This is a genomic window from Paenalcaligenes niemegkensis (assembly GCF_022230885.1).
In the GTDB taxonomy this organism is placed as follows: domain Bacteria; phylum Pseudomonadota; class Gammaproteobacteria; order Burkholderiales; family Burkholderiaceae_B; genus Paenalcaligenes; species Paenalcaligenes niemegkensis.
The window spans coordinates 12,195-30,907 of record NZ_JAKGCT010000004.1 but is presented as its reverse complement, the minus strand read 5'-3'; the positions used below and the strand labels follow the sequence as shown (position 1 = coordinate 30,907).

Annotated in this window: 12 protein-coding genes and 6 pseudogenes; 8 read left to right on the top strand and 10 right to left on the bottom strand. The window is 52.2% G+C overall.

Features of this window, described 5'->3' with window-relative positions; genetic code table 11:
• Positions 1-29 precede the first annotated feature (29 nt).
• The 7 genes and pseudogenes from L1889_RS04005 to L1889_RS03975 form a co-directional block, all read right to left on the bottom strand.
• On the bottom strand, positions 30-530 hold the full coding sequence (locus L1889_RS04005) for a chemotaxis protein CheW (protein WP_238663986.1): 501 nt from the start codon (positions 528-530) through the stop codon (positions 30-32).
• A gap of 25 nt (positions 531-555) precedes the next feature.
• A pseudogene (gene cheA / locus L1889_RS04000) lies at positions 556-2,573 on the bottom strand (chemotaxis protein CheA).
• 82 nt (positions 2,574-2,655) lie between these two features.
• A pseudogene (gene motB / locus L1889_RS03995) lies at positions 2,656-3,578 on the bottom strand (flagellar motor protein MotB).
• Between the two features lie 3 nt (positions 3,579-3,581).
• Positions 3,582-4,455: pseudogene (motA, locus tag L1889_RS03990) on the bottom strand (flagellar motor stator protein MotA).
• Positions 4,456-4,617: 162 nt separating this feature from the next.
• Positions 4,618-5,280 carry a flagellar transcriptional regulator FlhC gene (gene flhC / locus L1889_RS03985; protein ID WP_238663984.1) on the bottom strand — a complete coding sequence of 221 codons (663 nt, stop codon included), beginning with the start codon at positions 5,278-5,280 and terminating at the stop codon, positions 4,618-4,620.
• A 27-nt stretch (positions 5,281-5,307) separates the two neighbouring features.
• On the bottom strand, positions 5,308-5,643 hold the full coding sequence (gene flhD, locus L1889_RS03980) for a flagellar transcriptional regulator FlhD (RefSeq protein ID WP_238663983.1): 336 nt from the start codon (positions 5,641-5,643) through the stop codon (positions 5,308-5,310).
• Between the two features lie 474 nt (positions 5,644-6,117).
• The gene (locus L1889_RS03975) at positions 6,118-7,707 is read right to left on the bottom strand and encodes a glycerol-3-phosphate dehydrogenase/oxidase (RefSeq protein ID WP_238663982.1); all 1,590 of its coding nucleotides are present in this window, start codon (positions 7,705-7,707) and stop codon (positions 6,118-6,120) included.
• 158 nt (positions 7,708-7,865) lie between these two features.
• Between L1889_RS03975 and glpK the strand changes: the two genes are divergently transcribed.
• Genes glpK through L1889_RS03955 form a run of 4 tightly spaced genes read left to right on the top strand, consistent with a single transcriptional unit; the run spans position 7,866 to position 10,796 of the window.
• Positions 7,866-9,356: a glycerol kinase GlpK gene (gene glpK / locus L1889_RS03970; protein ID WP_238663981.1), complete on the top strand. Its 1,491-nt coding sequence runs from the start codon at positions 7,866-7,868 to the stop codon at positions 9,354-9,356.
• A gap of 17 nt (positions 9,357-9,373) precedes the next feature.
• The gene (locus tag L1889_RS03965; protein ID WP_238663980.1) at positions 9,374-9,841 is read left to right on the top strand and encodes a TM2 domain-containing protein; all 468 of its coding nucleotides are present in this window, start codon (positions 9,374-9,376) and stop codon (positions 9,839-9,841) included.
• On the top strand, positions 9,838-10,608 hold the full coding sequence (locus L1889_RS03960) for a lipoyl protein ligase domain-containing protein (protein WP_238663979.1): 771 nt from the start codon (positions 9,838-9,840) through the stop codon (positions 10,606-10,608). The genes L1889_RS03965 and L1889_RS03960 overlap by 4 nt, the downstream gene beginning before the upstream one ends.
• A 5-nt stretch (positions 10,609-10,613) precedes the next feature.
• Positions 10,614-10,796: a ribbon-helix-helix protein gene (locus L1889_RS03955; RefSeq protein ID WP_238663978.1), complete on the top strand. Its 183-nt coding sequence runs from the start codon at positions 10,614-10,616 to the stop codon at positions 10,794-10,796.
• Positions 10,797-10,798: 2 nt separating this feature from the next.
• Here the strand turns inward: L1889_RS03955 and L1889_RS03950 are convergent.
• Together L1889_RS03950 and L1889_RS03945 are read right to left on the bottom strand one after the other, a co-directional pair.
• Positions 10,799-12,456: pseudogene (locus L1889_RS03950) on the bottom strand (SulP family inorganic anion transporter).
• 118 nt (positions 12,457-12,574) lie between these two features.
• Positions 12,575-14,773, bottom strand: a complete 2,199-nt coding sequence (locus L1889_RS03945; protein ID WP_238663977.1) for a heavy metal translocating P-type ATPase — start codon at positions 14,771-14,773, stop codon at positions 12,575-12,577.
• A gap of 118 nt (positions 14,774-14,891) precedes the next feature.
• On the opposite strand from L1889_RS03945, the pseudogene cadR reads away from it, so the two are divergent.
• The 3 genes and pseudogenes from cadR to L1889_RS03930 all read left to right on the top strand — a co-directional run bounded on the left by cadR (position 14,892) and on the right by L1889_RS03930 (position 16,635).
• A pseudogene (gene cadR, locus L1889_RS03940) lies at positions 14,892-15,319 on the top strand (Cd(II)/Pb(II)-responsive transcriptional regulator).
• A gap of 45 nt (positions 15,320-15,364) precedes the next feature.
• A pseudogene (locus L1889_RS03935) lies at positions 15,365-16,227 on the top strand (MBL fold metallo-hydrolase).
• A 30-nt stretch (positions 16,228-16,257) separates the two neighbouring features.
• On the top strand, positions 16,258-16,635 hold the full coding sequence (locus L1889_RS03930) for a SirB2 family protein (protein ID WP_238663976.1): 378 nt from the start codon (positions 16,258-16,260) through the stop codon (positions 16,633-16,635).
• A gap of 1 nt (position 16,636) precedes the next feature.
• Here the strand turns inward: L1889_RS03930 and L1889_RS03925 are convergent, their stop codons facing one another.
• A complete protein-coding gene (locus L1889_RS03925) occupies positions 16,637-17,707 on the bottom strand; it encodes a YeiH family protein (RefSeq protein WP_238663975.1) in 1,071 nt (356 codons plus the stop codon).
• Positions 17,708-17,815: 108 nt separating this feature from the next.
• On the opposite strand from L1889_RS03925, the gene L1889_RS03920 reads away from it, so the two are divergent.
• Entirely contained in the window at positions 17,816-18,709 is an 894-nt protein-coding gene (locus L1889_RS03920; protein WP_238663974.1) for a LysR substrate-binding domain-containing protein, read from the top strand.
• The last annotated feature ends 4 nt before the right edge of the window (positions 18,710-18,713 follow it).

The following is an 18,713-nucleotide window of genomic DNA, read 5'->3' as shown; positions in this document are numbered from 1 at the left end:
CATTTGATCCTGCAGCGGCGTCCTGTGCATTAAGCAATCGCGCTATCCACCAGCTCCATTTCTTCGCTGGTCATGAGTTTTTCGATATCCACCAAGATCAGCATGCGCTCGTCCAGGGTGCCAATACCTGTCAGATACTCAGTTGAAAAAGTGGTGCCAAACTGAGGGGCATCGCTAATTTGCGAACCTTGTAACACCAGGACATCAGAGACTCCGTCGACCACCACCCCAACCACGCGGGATTCAAGATTCAGAATAACCACCACGGTCTGATGGTTGTAGCTGACGTTCTCAAGCGAGAATTTGATACGCAGATCGACGATCGGAACAATCACACCGCGTAAATTGGTTACGCCTTTGACAAAGGACGGGACATTGGCAATGCGGGTTACGGTCTGTGCGTCGTAACCCCGGATCTCTTGTACTTTAAGAATGTCGATGCCGTACTCCTGCTCTTCGAGTATGAACACCAGGTATTCTTTACCCGTGCTTTCATTTTGCTGGTCGTGTTTTGCTGCATGATTAGACATAGATTTCTCCGAACCGATTTTTGGCTTAGATGGACGCACGTTCGCGCGTTAAACGATGCAATGCGAACACATCGACAATGAGCGCTACACTGCCGTCCCCCAATATGGTGGCGGCCGAAATGCCCGGTATTTTTCGATAGTTGGCTTCCAGGTTTTTCACTACCACCTGGTGCTGGCCAATAAGGTGATCGACCAGCAAGGCAAAGCGCATATCTTCAGCCTGCAAGACAACTGCAATGGCTTTAGTCATATCTTTTTCAGCATCGTCGACCGCAAACACGTCGCCCAAGGCAATAACAGGCAGGTATTCGCCCCGCACATGCAGTACCCGGTCTTCATTGGATAAGCTGCGTATCTGCTCAAGAGTAGGCTGCATGGACTCGGTGACATGGCTAAGTGGCAAAATAAAGGTTTCGTTACCCACCTGAACCGACATCCCGTCAAGAATGGCCAGGGTCAAGGGCAATACAATGCGCGTGGTGGTTCCCGCGCCTTCGCGCGAGGACATCTGTACATGTCCGCCCATGCTTTGAATATTTCGTCGCACAACGTCCATGCCCACACCACGTCCAGAAATGTCCGTTACCTGTTCGGCCGTTGAAAACCCGGGTGCGAACAGTAATTGCCAGAGTTCGTCGTCGGAAATATTTTCATTGGTAGTCAGGCCCTGGGAGATGGCTTTCTTGAGGATTTTTTCGCGATTCAAACCGCCGCCATCGTCGATAACTTCGAGCACAATGTGCCCGCCTTGATGCTGGGCAGAAAGAGTGAGAGTCCCTTCGCGGCCTTTACCGGCTGCTTCGCGCTTTTCAGGCGTTTCGATGCCATGATCAATGCTGTTGCGCACCAAGTGGGTAAGCGGATCGATAATGCGTTCGATCAGGCTTTTATCAAGCTCAGTCCCCTGCCCCTTGGTTACCAGCCGAATCTCTTTCTTCATGCGCGCGGCGTTCTCACGCACCACTCGGGGAAAGCGGCTGAATACGTAATCCATGGGCATCATGCGTATGGACATGACCGACTCTTGCAAATCACGGGCATTACGTTCAAGTTGCTCGATGCCGTTGAGCAGGCGGTCGTGAACCACCGGATCCAGTGTTGAAGCCGTTTGTACAAGCATCGCCTGCGTAATGACCAGTTCACCTACCAGGTTGATGATTTGATCAACCCGCTCTACACCGACACGAATGCTGCTGGATTCGCTACGGGGCGGTGTTGAGGGAGCCTTTGCTTTTTTAGGTGCTTTGGCAGCGTCGGCATTCGACGGGGCGGAAATTGTTTCGTTAACGGCTTCGGGTACTATTTCAGGACCCGCTACGGGAGCCACTACTGATTCCGCCCCAGGAGTTTGGGGAACTGCCTCGGCTGTGGCGGAGACTTGGTCCTCGTTGACAACAAAACAGCATACTGCAATCACATCTTCCGCCGTTACAGTAGTGTCGAGCCAGACACTTAGCTCGGTGTCACTGTGACTTTCGTGCAAAACGTCGCCCATCAGGGCCATTTCATCTTTTAACGCTGCTATATCCTTCGCGTTTGAACGTACAACACGCACACATAACGGCAGGGTTACCGCCTCAGCGGACTGAACGGCGGCGTCGGTCTTCACTGTTTCTGAAGACGCAGAAGGTGCTACATCGTCCTTTTGCTCAACGGCAAGCTCTCGCAATTGAGCGCAAATGCGGGCATAGGCCAACTCGTCAGGATCTTGTTCGTCTCGGTACGCAGAAACTTGGTCGGTAAGCACGTCTTTGGTCTCTAGGAATAGATCAATCATGTCTTTACGTAGCGACATTTCGCCATTACGGACGAGATCGAGTAAGTTTTCCAGCAAGTGGGTGGTTTCAGCTAAGTGCCCGAAGCAACCGAATGTGCCTGCTCCCCTTTTATGGAATGGGCAGCACGAAAAATACCGTTGAGCTTATCGATATCCGGATCGTCCAGATCAAGCTCAAGAAGCAGTGTTTCCATGTCGGCCAACAACTCGTCAGCCTCATCGAAGAAGGTATCAAAAAATTGGCTTAGATCAACGCCGGAGCTCATGCGTGATTCCTTCGTAACAGTTATCCGAATACATACTTTGCGGGGCAGCGTTTGGGTCGGGCACGATACAAAAAACAGCGATTTAAGGGCTGACTACGGAGTCAGGCACCTTCGGCAGTCCCGGAATATTAACTTCCGGAAAATCGAGAGAGTCTCGAAGGTCGAAGCTCGGCTCATCAAACTTGTTTTGTGCATCTAAGCGTCGTTCAGCGCGCTGGTTTAGTACGACTATGCTGATACGTCGGTTAACGGCTGCAGCAGGATTATCTTTAACCAGACTAATCGTTGCCGCCAAACCCAGGATCTGTTTGATTTTGGCTTCGGCCAGCCCCCTGCCACCAGCTCTTGACGAGCCGCGTTGGCCCGATCAGCCGAAAGCTCCCAGTTCGAGTATTCACGCTCGCCGCTGGCATATTGAAAGGAGTCTGTATGACCAGCCACCTGCAAGCGATTCGGCATTTTGTTCAAGGGATTACTAAGTGCCCGCAGAATAGTACGCATATACGATTGAATGCTCGCGCTACCCATGGCGAACATAGGACGATTCTGCTTATCGACAATTTGAATGCGCAAGCCATCAGGTGTCATGTCAAGCAGCAGCTGCTCACGAAACTCGCTAAGTATCGGGTCGTTCTGAATCAGAACTTCAAGTTCGTCCTTAAGATCCTGAAGACGCTCTACGTCGCGACGGTCACTGTCCGGATCACCACCATTCAAGGGAAAGACACTAGGAATGACGCTGGGATCGCCACCCGGGATGATGCTACGAGAATGATCAGCCCGCATCCCTCCCGAGACGGCCTCAAGCAAGGGCATACGGAAATAGTCGGCGATCTCGCTGAGTTCATCGCGCGGCACCAGCGATAGAATCCACATCACCAAAAAGAACGCCATCATGGCGGTCATGAAATCGGCGTAGGCGATTTTCCAGCTGCCCCCGCGATGAGGAGGACTGGCTACTTTTTTACGCCTGATGACAATGCGATCGGGCCTGGAAGTGCTCATGTCTTAGCCCTGCTTATTCGCGCTACTACGCGACTGTCGCACATGCTCCTCGAGCTCAAGGAAGGATGGCCGGTCGGTGGCATATAACACCTTGCGACCAAACTCGACTGCGAGCTGTGGCGGATAACCATTCATGTTGGCCAACAGCGTAACCTTGATGCATTCAAGAACTTTGGAAGCCGCCTCGTTACGACGTTCGATGACATTGGCGAACGGTGCCACAAAGCCGTAGGCTAATAAAATACCAAGAAAGGTTCCTACCATGGCTTTAGAGATCAGGTCGGCCAGAATCGCCGGCGGCTGATCCACCGAGGCCAGCGCTTTGATTACCCCTAGCACCGCCGCCACAATACCAAAAGCCGGCAAGGCATCAGCTACAGTGTGCATCGCATGGGCGGGGGTATTGCGCTCGGCCTGAAACGCCTCGATCTCCTGGTCCATCAAGGTTTCTATCTCGAAGGAGCTCATGTTGCCGCTGATCATCAAGCGCATGTAATCGGATACAAACTCTACAATTGCCGCATCTTTGATTACCGTTGGGTAAGCAGTGAAAATGGGGCTCTGGGAGGGATCCTCGATGTCGGCCTCGATGGACATAAGACCATCACGGCGCGCCTTGTTAAGCAACACGTACAACAGCCCCATCAGCTCCATGTACAGCGCCTTGCTGTAGGGAGTGCGCTTTATGGCGACGGGAATTGCGCTGAACATCAGTTTTACGGAACGGCCGCTACTGGCCGCAATGTAGGCTCCCATCGCCGCACCGCCAATGAGCAAGAGTTCAAATGGCTGATACAGCGCACCCAGATGCCCCCTAGTGCAACGTAGCTTCCGAATACGGAGAAAAAACAATGAGGTAGCCAAGCAGTATGAACACGAACACGCCTTTATCTAATACACGACCTTATGATCGCTGGTATAGACGAAATCAAAAGCGCCTTTAAGAAGGGTTTTTTGTGGATATTTCTACGCTTAGACCGCAAAAACATCGACAATACCAAGTTAACGTCCCTTCTGTATAAGCCGCGGTTTTTCGTTGTTATGAAGATGCGGCGTGAACGTTACCCGCACTTGATGAGGATTTCTTGGCAACCGCTGAGGGCGCCTTGGCCTTGCGCGCTGTTGCCGATGACCCGGACAGCTCTTTTTTATTGGCAACCCGCACCTTTTTGCTTGCCCGGGTTTTTCCGGCACGGGGAGGAGGACGGCATATGGCGCAGACAAAGTCTGAGTTAGGATCATGAGCGTGGGCGACGAACTGACCTGCACATTGGGTGCAACTGGACAACTGCACCATCCCGCTTTCGAAAAATCGTATAAGCATCCAGGCCCGGGTAAAACTTAAGACGGGCTCTTCTGCAGCCCCTTCATAACGACCGGCGCATGCCTGCTCGAGATATAAGCGATAGCCTTCGACCAAAGCCCGCGCCTTGCGTGCCGGCGTAAGTTCATCCATATAGCGGTAAACGCTATAAAACAGGCTGGAATGAATATTAGGCAGCCAAGTCATGAACCAGTCAACAGAGAATGGCAGCATACCCTTAGGTGGCGAGCATCCGCGTACCTCACGATACAGACGCGCGAGTCTGTCGTAACTAAGCGATGTTTCGGCCTGCAATACCTGAAGGCGGGCGCCCAGCTGGATCATGTCAGTAGCCAAGCCTATGTCTTGTGCTTCTTTTGCGACGCTTCGTGTGGCCATAATTAATAGATGCGGAAAGTAAAGGGCCTAGACCTGCTCTGCCGCGGCGGTGGCCGTAGCGCGTTGCGATAATAGAATGGTGGAATGAGCTTGTTGCAATACACCGCCAAGCACATCTTGCGTCAGGGTGGAGAGCAAATCGTAATCGTTGAGCCTGAAAGCACACACCAGTGCGTTGGAGGCCGACAATCTGACAAGCTGTGCCGGGGACAGTCGAAGCACAGTTTCTGCCACATCGGCGTCAAAGCCCAACCGGTACATTCCTGCTGCAAAATTCTCACGCAATAGACGCTGAGCCAGCATAAGATACGATAAATTGACTTCCTGGATATCGCTCAACAAAGTGTCGTCTGTGACGGGCATGATGCCCTCCTTGCAAAAAACCGGTTAACCCACTAATGAATTCAACAAAGCATGCATTCAATGCTTTTCGTTACATATGAAACACTATATATCTCTTTTATGAGAATTATGTGACATTAAGCCGCCGTATAGAAAAGACACATTTATTATGAAAATTAGCAAGAAATGCTATTAAATGTCGCACATGTATGCATATTTCGTATGGAAACGATTTAGATGTTAACAGATACCAACTAAAAGAAACATATAGCAGCCCTACAGTTACATGATCTAGATCAATAAAGTCTGAATTTAATTTCAAGATGTGACGGATCAGCTGCAGTTAACCCCTAAAACGGGACTATCCGTAACAATTAATGAACGTAACAAAAGCTCTGCCGGCCACCATCTAAACCCACTTTTATAGGGCATTTAAACAACAATGCCACTGACATTGCATCAGTGGCATTGGCTACTGCGTATATAACAGTCAGTCTAGGCCGGTACAGTGGCGTACTGCTCGGCCAGCTCCAGGAAGCGCTCTACAGCCGGGTCAACACCTGTTTCCTCGAACAGTAACTCAGCTACCCTCGCGGCGGCAGACGCTGCCAGGCGAGCATCCAGAAAGAGCGTCCGTACGCGCCTGGCCAGTACATCTTCGACTGTCAGCGCATATTCGTAGCGGGCGGCAAAACGCACCATCGCCTCGGTCACACCAGGAATAATCTCTATGTCGTGACCTGGGGTAGCGCTTACCCAGTTTGCGTCCTCACCATAGGCCAGAAGCGTTGCAGCCTCGCCCAGGTTCCGTTTGCTTCCCGCATTTGGTGTACCCACCAGTTTATGAAAGGCTGTAACAGACGGCGGAAGCTTAGGCAAGACCCCCGTATCCTGGCATTGCTGCAGCACATCGTCGGCCATGGACCTATAGGTAGTCCACTTGCCACCGGTTACCGTCACCAGGCCACTTGGACTTGCCACAATCGTATGCTCACGACTTATTCTTTTAGTGTTACTGCTGTCGGTGGTGTTTCGCACCAAGGGGCGCAAGCCTACCCAAACGCTACGCACGTCTGCCCTGGTAGGTGCTTTTTCCAGATAGTTTGCCGCCTCGCCAAGAATGAAATCAACTTCTTCCGGAAAGGCCCTGGGCTCAGCCTCCAACCCCTGACTTGGTGTGTCGGTAGTTCCCAGAATAAGCTTGCCCAACCAAGGCACTGCGAAAAGTACACGCCCATCTTTGGTCTTGGGCACCAGCAAGGCATGCTGACTGGGCATAAACGAGCAGTCAACCACCAGGTGCACACCCTGGCTAGGCGATACCAATGGCTTGTTATGGCGTTCAGAGACTTTTTCGTCCAGCTGACGAATTCCGTCTACCCACACCCCTGTCGCATTGATTACACATGGGGCATGAATAGTAAATTCGCGCTGTGTCACGTTATCGACGCAGCGCACACCACAAACGCTGTCATTAGCATGCAAGAGTTCAACCACTTTGCAGTGATTAACCATCAAGGCGGAGGCCGCAGCAGCGCTACGAGCCAAGGCAAGAGCCATCCGGGCGTCGTCAAACTGACCGTCCCAATACATAACGCCGCCCTTCAATCCCTGGCGTTTTACGCCAGGAAGCTCTTGCAGCGTCTTGTAAGTATTCAGAAAACGGGTATTACCCAGACCCTCTGTGCCGGCAAGCGCATCGTAAGCCTTAAGACCGACTCCGTAAAACGGGGTTTCCCAACATTTGTAGCTGGGCATTACAAAGCCTAGCGGCTGAGCCAGATGCGGGGCTATGCGCATGAAGGTAGCGCGCTCGTATAAGGCCTCGCGAACTAAAGAAACATTGCCCTGTGCCAGGTAACGCACCCCTCCGTGTACTAACTTGGTTGCACGCGAAGAGGTACCCACAGCAAAGTCGCCCGCCTCGAGCAGCACGACGTTCAGACCACGCAATGCAGCATCAAGCGCTATACCCAGGCCTGTGGCTCCGCCCCCGATTACGACAACATCTGCGTGCTCAGTTCGTGCTAAGGCGGCCAGGATTTGAGCGCGGTCAGTAGGTAATGGAGAAGTTCTGGAATTCATTGAAAGGCTGATAAGAATGATGAAAGCCGCTACAGTTTAAAACAGCTGGCGAGGAGTTAACAGTTAAAAGGCAATACCCCTGACACAACACGGTGTATACCTTCAGAACTACAATAGCAAACGACTCTATTTACGATCACCCTACTGCGATCAGGTCCATGACTTATATTCTTTCTTTAGACCAGGGCACATCGAGCTCACGAAGTATTGTTTTCGACCGTGAGGGCGCCATCGTCGCCCAGGCGCAACAAGAATTTACCCAGCACTTTCCTCAATCCGGATGGGTAGAGCATGATGCGCTGGAAATCTGGCGGACCCAACTCGACACTGCCAGAAAGGCAATGAAAAGCGCCAATATCCAAGCCCGCGAAATTTCAGCTATCGGTATCACCAATCAACGGGAAACCACTGTTATCTGGGATCGTAAAACGGGCCAGCCCATTCACCCTGCAATTGTGTGGCAAGACCGCCGTACCGAAGCCTTGTGCGCCCGCCTTCGTGCCGAGCAGCATAACGAGCTGATCTTTGAACGTACGGGCTTGCGTATCGATTCCTACTTTGCCGCAACCAAAATACGATGGATTCTTGACCATGTGCCAATGGCCCAAGAGAGGGCTGAACGCGGTGAGCTTGCATTTGGAACCATTGATAGCTGGCTGATGTGGAACCTGAGTAGCGGTCAGCATCACTGCACAGACGTAAGCAATGCCTCGCGCACCATGCTATTTAATATACGAAGCAATCAATGGGATGACGAGCTGCTCGCCATGTTGAATATTCCCCACGCATTACTGCCTCGCGTACAGCCTTCAAGTTCATATTTTTTTCATACTTCAGCTGAACATCTAGATAAAGCCATTCCTGTGCATGGTGTGGCGGGAGACCAACAAGCCGCTCTTTTCGGTCAGGCCTGCTTTACCGCAGGTATGGTTAAAAACACCTACGGCACCGGCTGTTTCATGCTTATGCACCTGGGCGAAAAATTTACGCTCTCACAAAACGGCTTGCTTACCACCAGCGCAGCCCAAAGCAGCGCTACTCCCGAGTTCGCTCTGGAAGGAAGCGTATTCATTGGCGGGGCCGTTGTGCAGTGGCTACGTGATGGCCTTAAAGCCATATCAGCCAGTCATGAAGTCGAAGCTTTGGCAGCAACCGTTCCAGATGCAGGCGGCGTAGTACTAGTACCCGCCTTTACCGGTCTGGGCGCCCCCTACTGGGACCCCGAGGCACGAGGCAGCATTACGGGCCTTAGCCGCGGCACCACCATGGCCCACATTGCCTACGCTGCCCTGGAAAGCATCGCCTTTCAAAGCACCGCCCTGTTACGTGCCATGATGCTGGATGCCAGTGCCAGCCAGCACCCTCTCATCGAACTGCGCGTTGATGGCGGAGCCAGCGAGAACGACACCCTGATGCAATTGCAAGCTGACTTACTCGGTATCGATGTGGTACGCCCTGGCATAACCGAAACAACAGCCCTGGGCGCGGCTTATCTTGCAGGCTTAAGCTGCGGCCTGTTCAAGAACAAGAACGAACTTGAAGCTCAATGGAAAACCCAACGGCGCTTCGTGCCCAGCATTAGTGAGGACGAGCGCAACGGGCGTCTACGTCTTTGGGAACACGCTGTGCGCAAAACCTGCGCCGTCTAACTTACGCCGAGAATCTTATGCTACAAAAAATAGTGCTGGCCATTGCTGTCTTCCTTGTTATTTTACTTGCGCTCAGCTTTGGCGAAACGGCATTCAGTACTTTCTTCGCCTGGATAAGCTGGATCAGCGGTGCCGCCATAGAAAGCTTTAGCGACGTCTATCAACGTGTTGCCGACTACGTGCAAGCCAGCCCTGTCAAAGTTGTTATTGCCCTGCTTCTTACCATCCCCATCAGCTACTGGATCAGCCGCCGCCAACAGGGCAACGCCACACCTTCGACTTCCAAACGCAAAGTCACTATTTTTCTGGCGGTGTTTTTGGGATGGATAGGCATACATCGTTTCTACATCGGGCAATACTTCTGGGGCCTGCTCTACATTTTACTTTTCATGGTCTTTGCTCCGATCTCGATACTGCTTGCGTTGATTGACGCCGTACGATATATCACCATGAACGATGATGAGTTTGACCTTCTCTACCGATGAGTCTTCACTACAGCCTGGTCGCGCCCCCTGCCCCCTTATCGTCTCCGCTGGCAGATGAAACCCTTATTCAGGCTTGCCTCTTTGATGCACAGCCTCAAGCCATGCTGTGGTCATCCTTCCAGTCACTGGTAGTGCCCCGCAGCTACGTGCGTTTTACCGCATTCCAGCACGCTAGCCAAACCATGAAGGCCGAAGGCTGGCCTGTTTACGTAAGGCAATCCGGCGGGGGCGTGGTTCCCCAGCTTCCTGGCATACTTAACTTAAGCTTATGCTGGGCCGACTATGGCCGTCCGCTCGATCTGTCGAATCTGGCCTACGAACACCTTTGTTCTGTGATCCAACGTAGTTTGCACAGGCAAGGTGTTGCGGCAGAAACCACAGCAGTTGAGGGCTCTTTCTGTGATGGACGCTACAATTTAGCCGTTAAAAGCACTGACGGCACATATGCGAAAATCGCAGGTACTGCTCAACATTGGGTAAACGCGAGATCGGCTCCGTGGTATCAAAACAGTGCGCGTCGTGCGGGTGACCCCACTGACTGGCATATCGTCCTGGCTCATGCCCTGCTATTTATAGAAAGCGATCTCGTCATGGGTACTGAGCAGGCAAATAAACTTGAACTGCTGCTAGGCAGCCAGAAACGATACGATGATGCCAAGGTGCTGTCCTTATCCGACTTAGGCCTGAATGCGTATCAATTCGAACAAGATTTAAATCATATTCTTCTAACAAGCTTCCCTCCCGCTGGTCACCACCCCGTTTTATAGCTGCCATGGAAAAGAAAACTGCCCGCCTTACTGTCTTGATTGACCCGGCCAAAAAGAAAGCCCTTGAAGAGCTCTGTGCCTCTCAAGATCTCACCCCCTCACAGGTGGTCAGGCAATTAATCAGAGACTACCTAGCACGGCATGAGGTGTCTTACCACGACACTCCGCCAACCAATCCCAAAGTATGACTCTAACGAGTAGACTGTTCTTTTAGCTTCTTATTGACGGTATTCAATGCCGTCTCCACATCGTCGAACAAGGCCTGATAACCCAAACTGCGTTGTAAGCCTACTCGAGCCAGCTTGGCTTTAAAACGTGGGTTCAGGTCACAAAAAACCACATATACGCCTTTTGCGTGCAAAGAAAGCACCATTTTCTCCAGGGTTTGCAAACCCGTTCCATCTATCAATGGTACGTAACGTAAGCTCAGCACAAGAGCTTTAGGCGACGACAAAGCCTCGACAGCACGCTCAAGCGTGTCGACCCCAGCATAGAAGAACGGCCCCTCAACCGAAAGTACGATCACGCCGTCTGGCGTTGCATCTAGAGTTTCAGCAGAAACCATGCGCTGAAGCTGGCTTTTGGCCAGAGCTTCAACTTTCACGCTATCGGACATGCGCTTCAAAAAGTGCAACATCGCCAGTACCACCCCGATATTGACCGCAACGACGAGGTTAACAAACACGGTCAGCGCAAGCGTGACAAGCAATATCAGCACATCAGCACGAGGCGCCTGACGCAAAAGCCTGAAAACCAATTTAGGCTGACTCATATTCCAGGCCACTACAAATAGAATAGCCGCCAATGTTGCCAGGGGAATATGTACGGCTAGCGGAGCCAAAAGCACCAAAACCAATATTAAGGTAATGACATGGACAATCCCCGCCAAGGGACTGGTTCCACCATTTCGAATATTGGTGGCCGTTCTGGCAATGGCACCGGTAGCGGCTATACCACCGAATAATGGCGTTAAAATATTTGCCAGGCCTTGTCCTATGAGTTCTTGATTGGAGTTATGCCGGGTGCCGCTCATGCCATCAGCCACCACGGCAGATAAAAGCGACTCTATAGCGCCAAGCATGGCGATGGCGAAAGCTGGCCCAACCAAATCGAGCATACGCGCCACGCTTAGCTCGGGCACACTGAAAGCAGGTAACCCCCGTGGGATTTCACCAAACGCAGAACCAATGGTGGCAACCGTCTCGAAGTTAAACAATGCCTGCACCACGCTTAACACGACCAATGCCACCAACGGGCCTGGCACACGTGTAAAACCTCTTACCTTAGAAGTGCCAATAACAAGCACCAGAGAAATCAGAGCAACTGTCGTGGTGGTTAAATCCAGCGTAGCCAGCGACGTGAGCAATTGCCACAACTGCTGATGAAAATAGTCACCGTCAGGGGCAGACAATCCAAGAAAGTCTTTCCATTGCCCTACCCAGATAATGATACCGATGCCAGCCGTAAACCCTACGATTACAGGAACGGGGATAAATTTAATGACCATCCCCATTCGGGTAATGCCCAAAAGCAGCAGAATCCCCCTGCCATCAAGGTGGCGATTTGCAAACCCTCTACGCCATGCTGCGCCACCACTCCGGACAAGATAACGATGAAGGCGCCTGTTGGCCCCGCAATTTGTAAACGGCTTCCGCCAAATAAAGACACTGCCAAACCAGCGACGATGGCAGTGTAAATTCCTTGTTCTGGTTTCACACCAGAAGCAATGGCGAAAGCCATGGCCAAAGGCAGTGCAACAACCCCCACGATAACGCCCGCTACAATATTGGAAAGCCAGTGCTGACGTGCCAATAAACCTGCTCTTTTAGCTTCGACAATCGCTATCATGGAGACAACCTCAGTGGAAAGATGTGCATCACATTATAATATGATGTAAACCCAATCCGGAAAGCGGCCGGAATCTGTGACCTCTTGTGCCTTAGCCCACAAGTTATCCTGCCACCAATTAGCGTAACAAGCGTAAGCTATTAAGCACCACCAGCAGACTCGCTCCTACATCAGCAAACACCGCCATCCACATCGACGCTCCGCCTGTCATTGCCAGACCTAAAAATATTGCTTTAATAGCCAAGGCCGTACTGATGTTCTGAACCAGCACACGATGCAGGCGTTTAGACAGTTGCAGCACATCGGGAATCTTGTTCAAGTCATCATTCAAGATCGCCACATCAGCGGTTTCAATGGCGACGTCTGAGCCTAAAGCCCCCATGGCAAATCCAATATCAGCCTGTGCCAGGGCAGGTGCATCATTGATGCCATCCCCCACCATGGCAACCACCCCCGTTTGCTGGTGCTGAGTAAGCAGGGTGAGTTTTTCCTCAGGCAAAAGATCAGCCTGAAACTCATCTATACCCACCGCCGTCGCGACTGCTCTGACAGCATGCTCGTTATCGCCAGAAGCGATGCTGACACTCACCCCTTGGGATCGTAGCCGCTGGAGCGCCGTTTTAACGCCGGACTTGATCGCGTCGTTCACAGCAAAGGCAGCCACTATGGTCTTTCCATCATGCAGATAGACAAAGCTGGCCCCACGTGCCTGCCAGCCAGCCTCCCATTGCGTCAACATCGCCTGGGCGCCGGCACCTTCCGCAGCAGCCCACGCCTTACTCCCCAGCCGATAGCATATATTGCCTGCCAAACCCTGCACTCCCTTGCCAGGAACAGCCATGAAATCTTGAATCTCAATGGTATCTTCATGAACCTTAGCCTGTACCAGAGCCTGTGAAGCAGGATGATCGGATCGCATCGCCAGGCTATAGGCCACCTGTTTGACCGGCTCTGCATGCTCCCCCGCAATAAACATGTCCTGCAGGCTGGGCCGCCCCTCGGTCAAGGTACCGGTCTTATCAAGAATCACATATTTGATTTGACGGGCGCGTTCCAGGTAGACACCACCCTTCACCAGCAAACCCTGTCGTGCGGCCAGCGTTAAGGCGCTAACCACAGCAACCGGCGTAGAAATAACCAAAGCGCATGGGCAGGCAATAACAAGCAGCACCAGTGCTTTATAGACCCACTCGGAAAACGTGCCCATACCCAACAAGGGTGGAGTCACAGCTATGGCAGCGGCAACAGCCACCACCACAGGGGTATAAATACGCGAAAAACGGTCAACAAAACGTTGAATCGGTGCCTTGTTTTGCTGGGCCTGCTGTACCGAATGGGTAATACGCGCCAATAAGCTATGGTCATAATCGGCGGTAATACGGTATTGCAACTCGCCCATGCCATTAATGGAACCGGCATACACCACGTCGCCTGCCGATTTGGTGACGGCTTCACTTTCTCCGGTAATGGGGGCCTGATTCACCGCGGAACTTCCAAGTTCGACAATCCCGTCCAGACCCAGACGCTGCCCGGGCAGCACCTTCGCCAAGGCTCCTGCCTGAACATTTACCGCTTTTTCAGAAACCCAGCCCTGCTCTGCAGACCACACATCCACCAGGTCAGGCGTAATAGACAACAATCGATCGACTGCCGAGCGTGCCCGATCCAGGGATCTGGCTTCAATCAACTCCGCCAGGCCAAACAGACTCATCACCATGGCGGCTTCGGGCCACTCGCCCAGCACCAGCGCCCCCGTTACCGCAATGCTCATCAGGGCATTGATATTTAAGTCACGATGACGGATGGCGATCCAGCCCTTTTTATAAACCCCCAGGCCGCACAGGCCAATTGCCGCTACTGAAAGCAGCAGCACCAACCAGGATGGGGCCTGAAGCCACGACGCCGACTCTGCCACCAACGCCACAACGACGGCCGCCCCGATACGTAGCCATGACGACCAGGCATTGCCTGAAGCGACCTTGGCGCCCGGCTCAGTCGCAGGCGATTCTAATTCAGAACTCATGCCAAGCTGGGCAATCAGGCCCTGCAGCTGGGAGCGAAAGCCGGGCGAATGCACGACGTTCAGCTTACGCTGCATCAAATCGAACTCGAGCGCATACACCTCGGCCCTGTTTCCCAGGACTTTTCGGATGAGACCCTCTTCTGTCGGACAGTCCATCTGTTCAATGCGTAGCGTCGACTGTTCCTGGCCATCCCCCGCAGAAGAAAAGCCCGACTGACTTGCCTTTGGTGCGGGCGTGCCAGCGCAGCACGCAGCCGAATGGCCGTGATGAGTATGGGTAGATGAAGTGCTCATGGTGCATCCTTTAATCAGATATGACACCAGTACACACCTTGTAGTGGCTTTAAGGTCAAGAGCAGCGTATAACTAAAGTGTTACGCTCTGATTGAGCACTGTTTCCAAGGAGAATACGATGAAAATCGGCGAACTTGCGCAACAAAGCCATTGCAGCACCGAGACAATTCGTTATTACGAAAAAATCGGACTATTAAGCCCCCGAAGCGCGGGCTCAATAATTACCGGCGATATACCGCGGCACATGCCGAGCGATTACGCTTCGTACGTAATTGCAGGAGCCTGAACATGACTCACGACGAAATACGTGAGCTTTTGAACTATATGGATAGGCCTAGCCAAAACTGTGCGCCTATTAACGACCTGATCAAAGAGCACTTGATGCATGTCACCACCCGCATTAACGAACTTCAACACCTTGAGCAGCAATTACGTGAACTGCACCAAATGTGTTTGCATCAAGGGAACGTTAGCGAATGTGGAATTCTGGAAACACTCAACCAGTTAAAACTTGAAGACAATGCGGGTGCCACCCATCTGGGCTAGCTTGCTTGCGTTCTCCATTTTCAACTTAACGATGGAGTTTTAATTATGCCGACTCCTTTATTCAACGTTTTTTTCCACCGGGACACCTCCACCTTCTCCTACGTGGTGCACGGGTCAGACAGCTCTGAATGTGCCATCATTGACCCCGTACTGGACTACAACGCCGAATCCGCCCGCACCAGCACGGTCTCCGCACAAGCTATCGTCGATTACGTCAAAAGCCATAATCTGAAAGTGCAGTGGCTACTCGAAACTCACGCACATGCCGATCACCTGTCCGCTGCTTCATGGCTTAAGGAACAACTGGGCGGGCAACTGGCGATTGGAGATCCGATTACTGAAGTTCAGCGCATCTTCAAGAACATCTATAACTTCAATGACAGTCCCACCATCGACCTTGCCTTCGATGTGCTTTTTATTCCAGGACAGCATTTCACCATTGGAAACCTGGAAGTAGAGGTCCTGCATGTACCCGGACACACTCCTGCTGACATCGCTTACCATGTAAAAGGACTGGGGGTTTTTGTAGGCGACACGCTATTTATGCCGGATGTAGGTACTGCACGGTGCGACTTCCCCGGCGGCGATGCCAGGCTGTTGTATAGCTCGATACAAAAGCTTCTTAATCTGCCCGGCGACACACATTTGTTTTTTGCCACGATTACCCGCCGGCCGATCGGCTCGTCAGGCATAGCTGCACCGTGGCGGAACAACGCCAGCGCAACATTCACGTCCACGATGGAATTACGGAAGATGAGTTTGTAGCAATGCGCGAGAGCAGAGACGCAACCCTGGATTTGCCGCGCCTGATGCTGCCCGCGCTTCAGGTTAATATCCAGGCAGGTCGATTACCTGAAAGTGAAGACAATGGCCATCAATACCTAAAAATCCCGCTCAACCGTTTTTGAGCTTTTCCACCCCCGTTCGGAGCTCCATCTATGTATCATGCGTTAAAGCATTTACACGTTACTGCCGCAGCACTCAGCATTCTGTTTTTTGTGGTACGAGCCTACTGGTCTGTCAGCGAATCTGCCATGCTGCAGAAAAAGTTCGTTCGCATCACACCTCATATTATTGATACTGTTTTTCTGGTCTGTGGGTTGGCCTTAGCCGGCATGTTAGGCGCGGCAGCCGGAGCTCCCTGGCTATACACAAAAATAGCCTTGCTGATCGCCTATATTGCGGTTGGTGTCTACGCCATTAAACTCGGCCCTACACCCACACACCGGGGCATTGCTGCCATTGTCGCTGTGCTTATCTTTATCTACATTGTGGGCGTGGCCTTAAGGCATAACCCTGCTTCGTGGTTTGCCTGAACTACCAGTTTCCGCCCAGGTACTGCACAATCAGGCTGCTGATCGAGACGGCCATCCACACCCCTAAGCCCAGCGCAACCGGCTTCCAGCCGGTATTCGCTATACTTCGCAAATTCGTCGACAGCCCGACTGCAGCCAAAGCCATTACCATCAGGAACAACGACACTTGCTGCAGGCCGGGCAACCATGCCTCAGGAAGCAAGCCACTGCTGCGTACAAGCGTCGCCAGCAAAAACCCCAAAATAAACCAGGGAACAATTCGCTTCAGGTCAAGGCTCTTGCCTGTTTTACGATCTTCACGAGCCTGAAGAAAGGCCATCAGCAAACAGAGCGGAATAATCATACTGGCGCGCGTCAGCTTCACGATGGTCGCGTAGTCTCCGGCGGTGGTGCTGTAGCTATAGGCGGCTGCCACGACTGAAGATGTGTCGTTAATGGCCGTACCGGCCCACAGCCCAAAGCCCAGGTCGCTCATCTGAAAAGCATGACCAATCACGGGAAAAGTTACCACCGCAACCACGTTAAACAAAAAGATAGTAGAAATAGCAAAGGCCATTTCGTGATCTTCAGGTTTAATAATAGGTGCCACGGCGGCAATGGCAGAGCCACCACAAATTGCAGTTCCTGCCCCGATCAAGTTGCGCATATTGCGGCTGACGCCCAAGGCCTTGCCCAGGAAAAAAGCAACGATGAATGCCACTGCGATTGTGATCAACGTAACCCACAACGACTCAGCTCCAGTTTGCACCACCTGTTTAAAGCTTAGGCCAAAGCCCAGGCCTATAATGGACCACTGAAGCAGCTTTCTGGACGCGAAGGCAATACCCGGCACCAAGGGTGCCTTCAAACCCAAGCTGTTTCGCCAAACCACGCCGATCAAGATCGCGAATACGGGGCCGCCTACAGTAGGAACCCAACGCCCCAACAGCATTGCGACCGCAGCAATCACCGCAGCAAACGCCACTCCTTTCCAAATCGAGGGGCCCTGCGGGGAAACAGTGGTACGGTTTACAGCCTCGGTTGAGGCCGTATACTGAGGCACAGATTGAAGACGGCGAGCGGGAGATAGCATGTTAACTTCCAGTAGTCCAGTGATCTAATAACTGAAAGTAATTTTAGTCCCTATATAACCAAAACAAAATTCATCATTACTTATCGTAAGTATCAATATAATTGATTCATGATCAGCATTAGTATTCGCCATCTGGAAACTTTCGTCGCTATCGCTGCCACAGGCACCGTAAAAGCCGCGGCAGCGACGCTGTTTATCACTCAGCCTGCGGCCAGCATGGCGCTGGCTGAGCTAGAGCGCCAAGTTAATACGCCACTGTTTGATCGCTTGCGCGGCAAGATGCAACTAACATCCAAAGGCAAGGAACTCCTGCCTCAGGCCCAGGAAATAATCGAACGCCTGCAGGCGCTGCAACATACCGCGCTGGGAAACGAAGCCCTGCTACGGGGAGACTTGCGCATTGGCAGCAGTAATACGGTGGGAAATTACCTGATCGGGGATTTGCTGGGTGATTTCGTAAAAAACCACCCCTTGGTGTCATTGCATGTAGATGTGGCCAACACCGCAATGATCATACGCCGGCTGCTTGAGCATAAAAGCGATGTGGCCTGCGTAGAAGGACCCGTGCATCATCCGGAGCTTGAAAGCCGCATATGGCGTGAAGACAGCCTCCATGTATGCGCGGCGGCGGATCATCCTTTGGCCCTGAAGCCAAGCCTGCAAAGCGACGACTTCGCTGGCGTCAACTGGATCATGCGAGAGCATGGATCAGCATCAAGAGCCTTGACCGAACTGGCTATTGCAGAACTCCCCCGGGGAAACATTCTTCTCGAACTGGGACAAGTCGAAGCCATTAAGCAAGCCACTATCGCGGGCCTTGGAATTTCATGTCTTCCCAAAGCCGCGACCCTGGATGCGGTGACCACCGGGCGCCTGGTTTTATTGCACACGCCGTTCTTAAATTTAAAACGTTATTTATCCCTGGTGGTGCATCAATCACGATACCAGGGAAAGGTGCTGCAGGCTTTTTTACAGCAGCAAGGATGGAATGCCCAGCAGTAGCCGG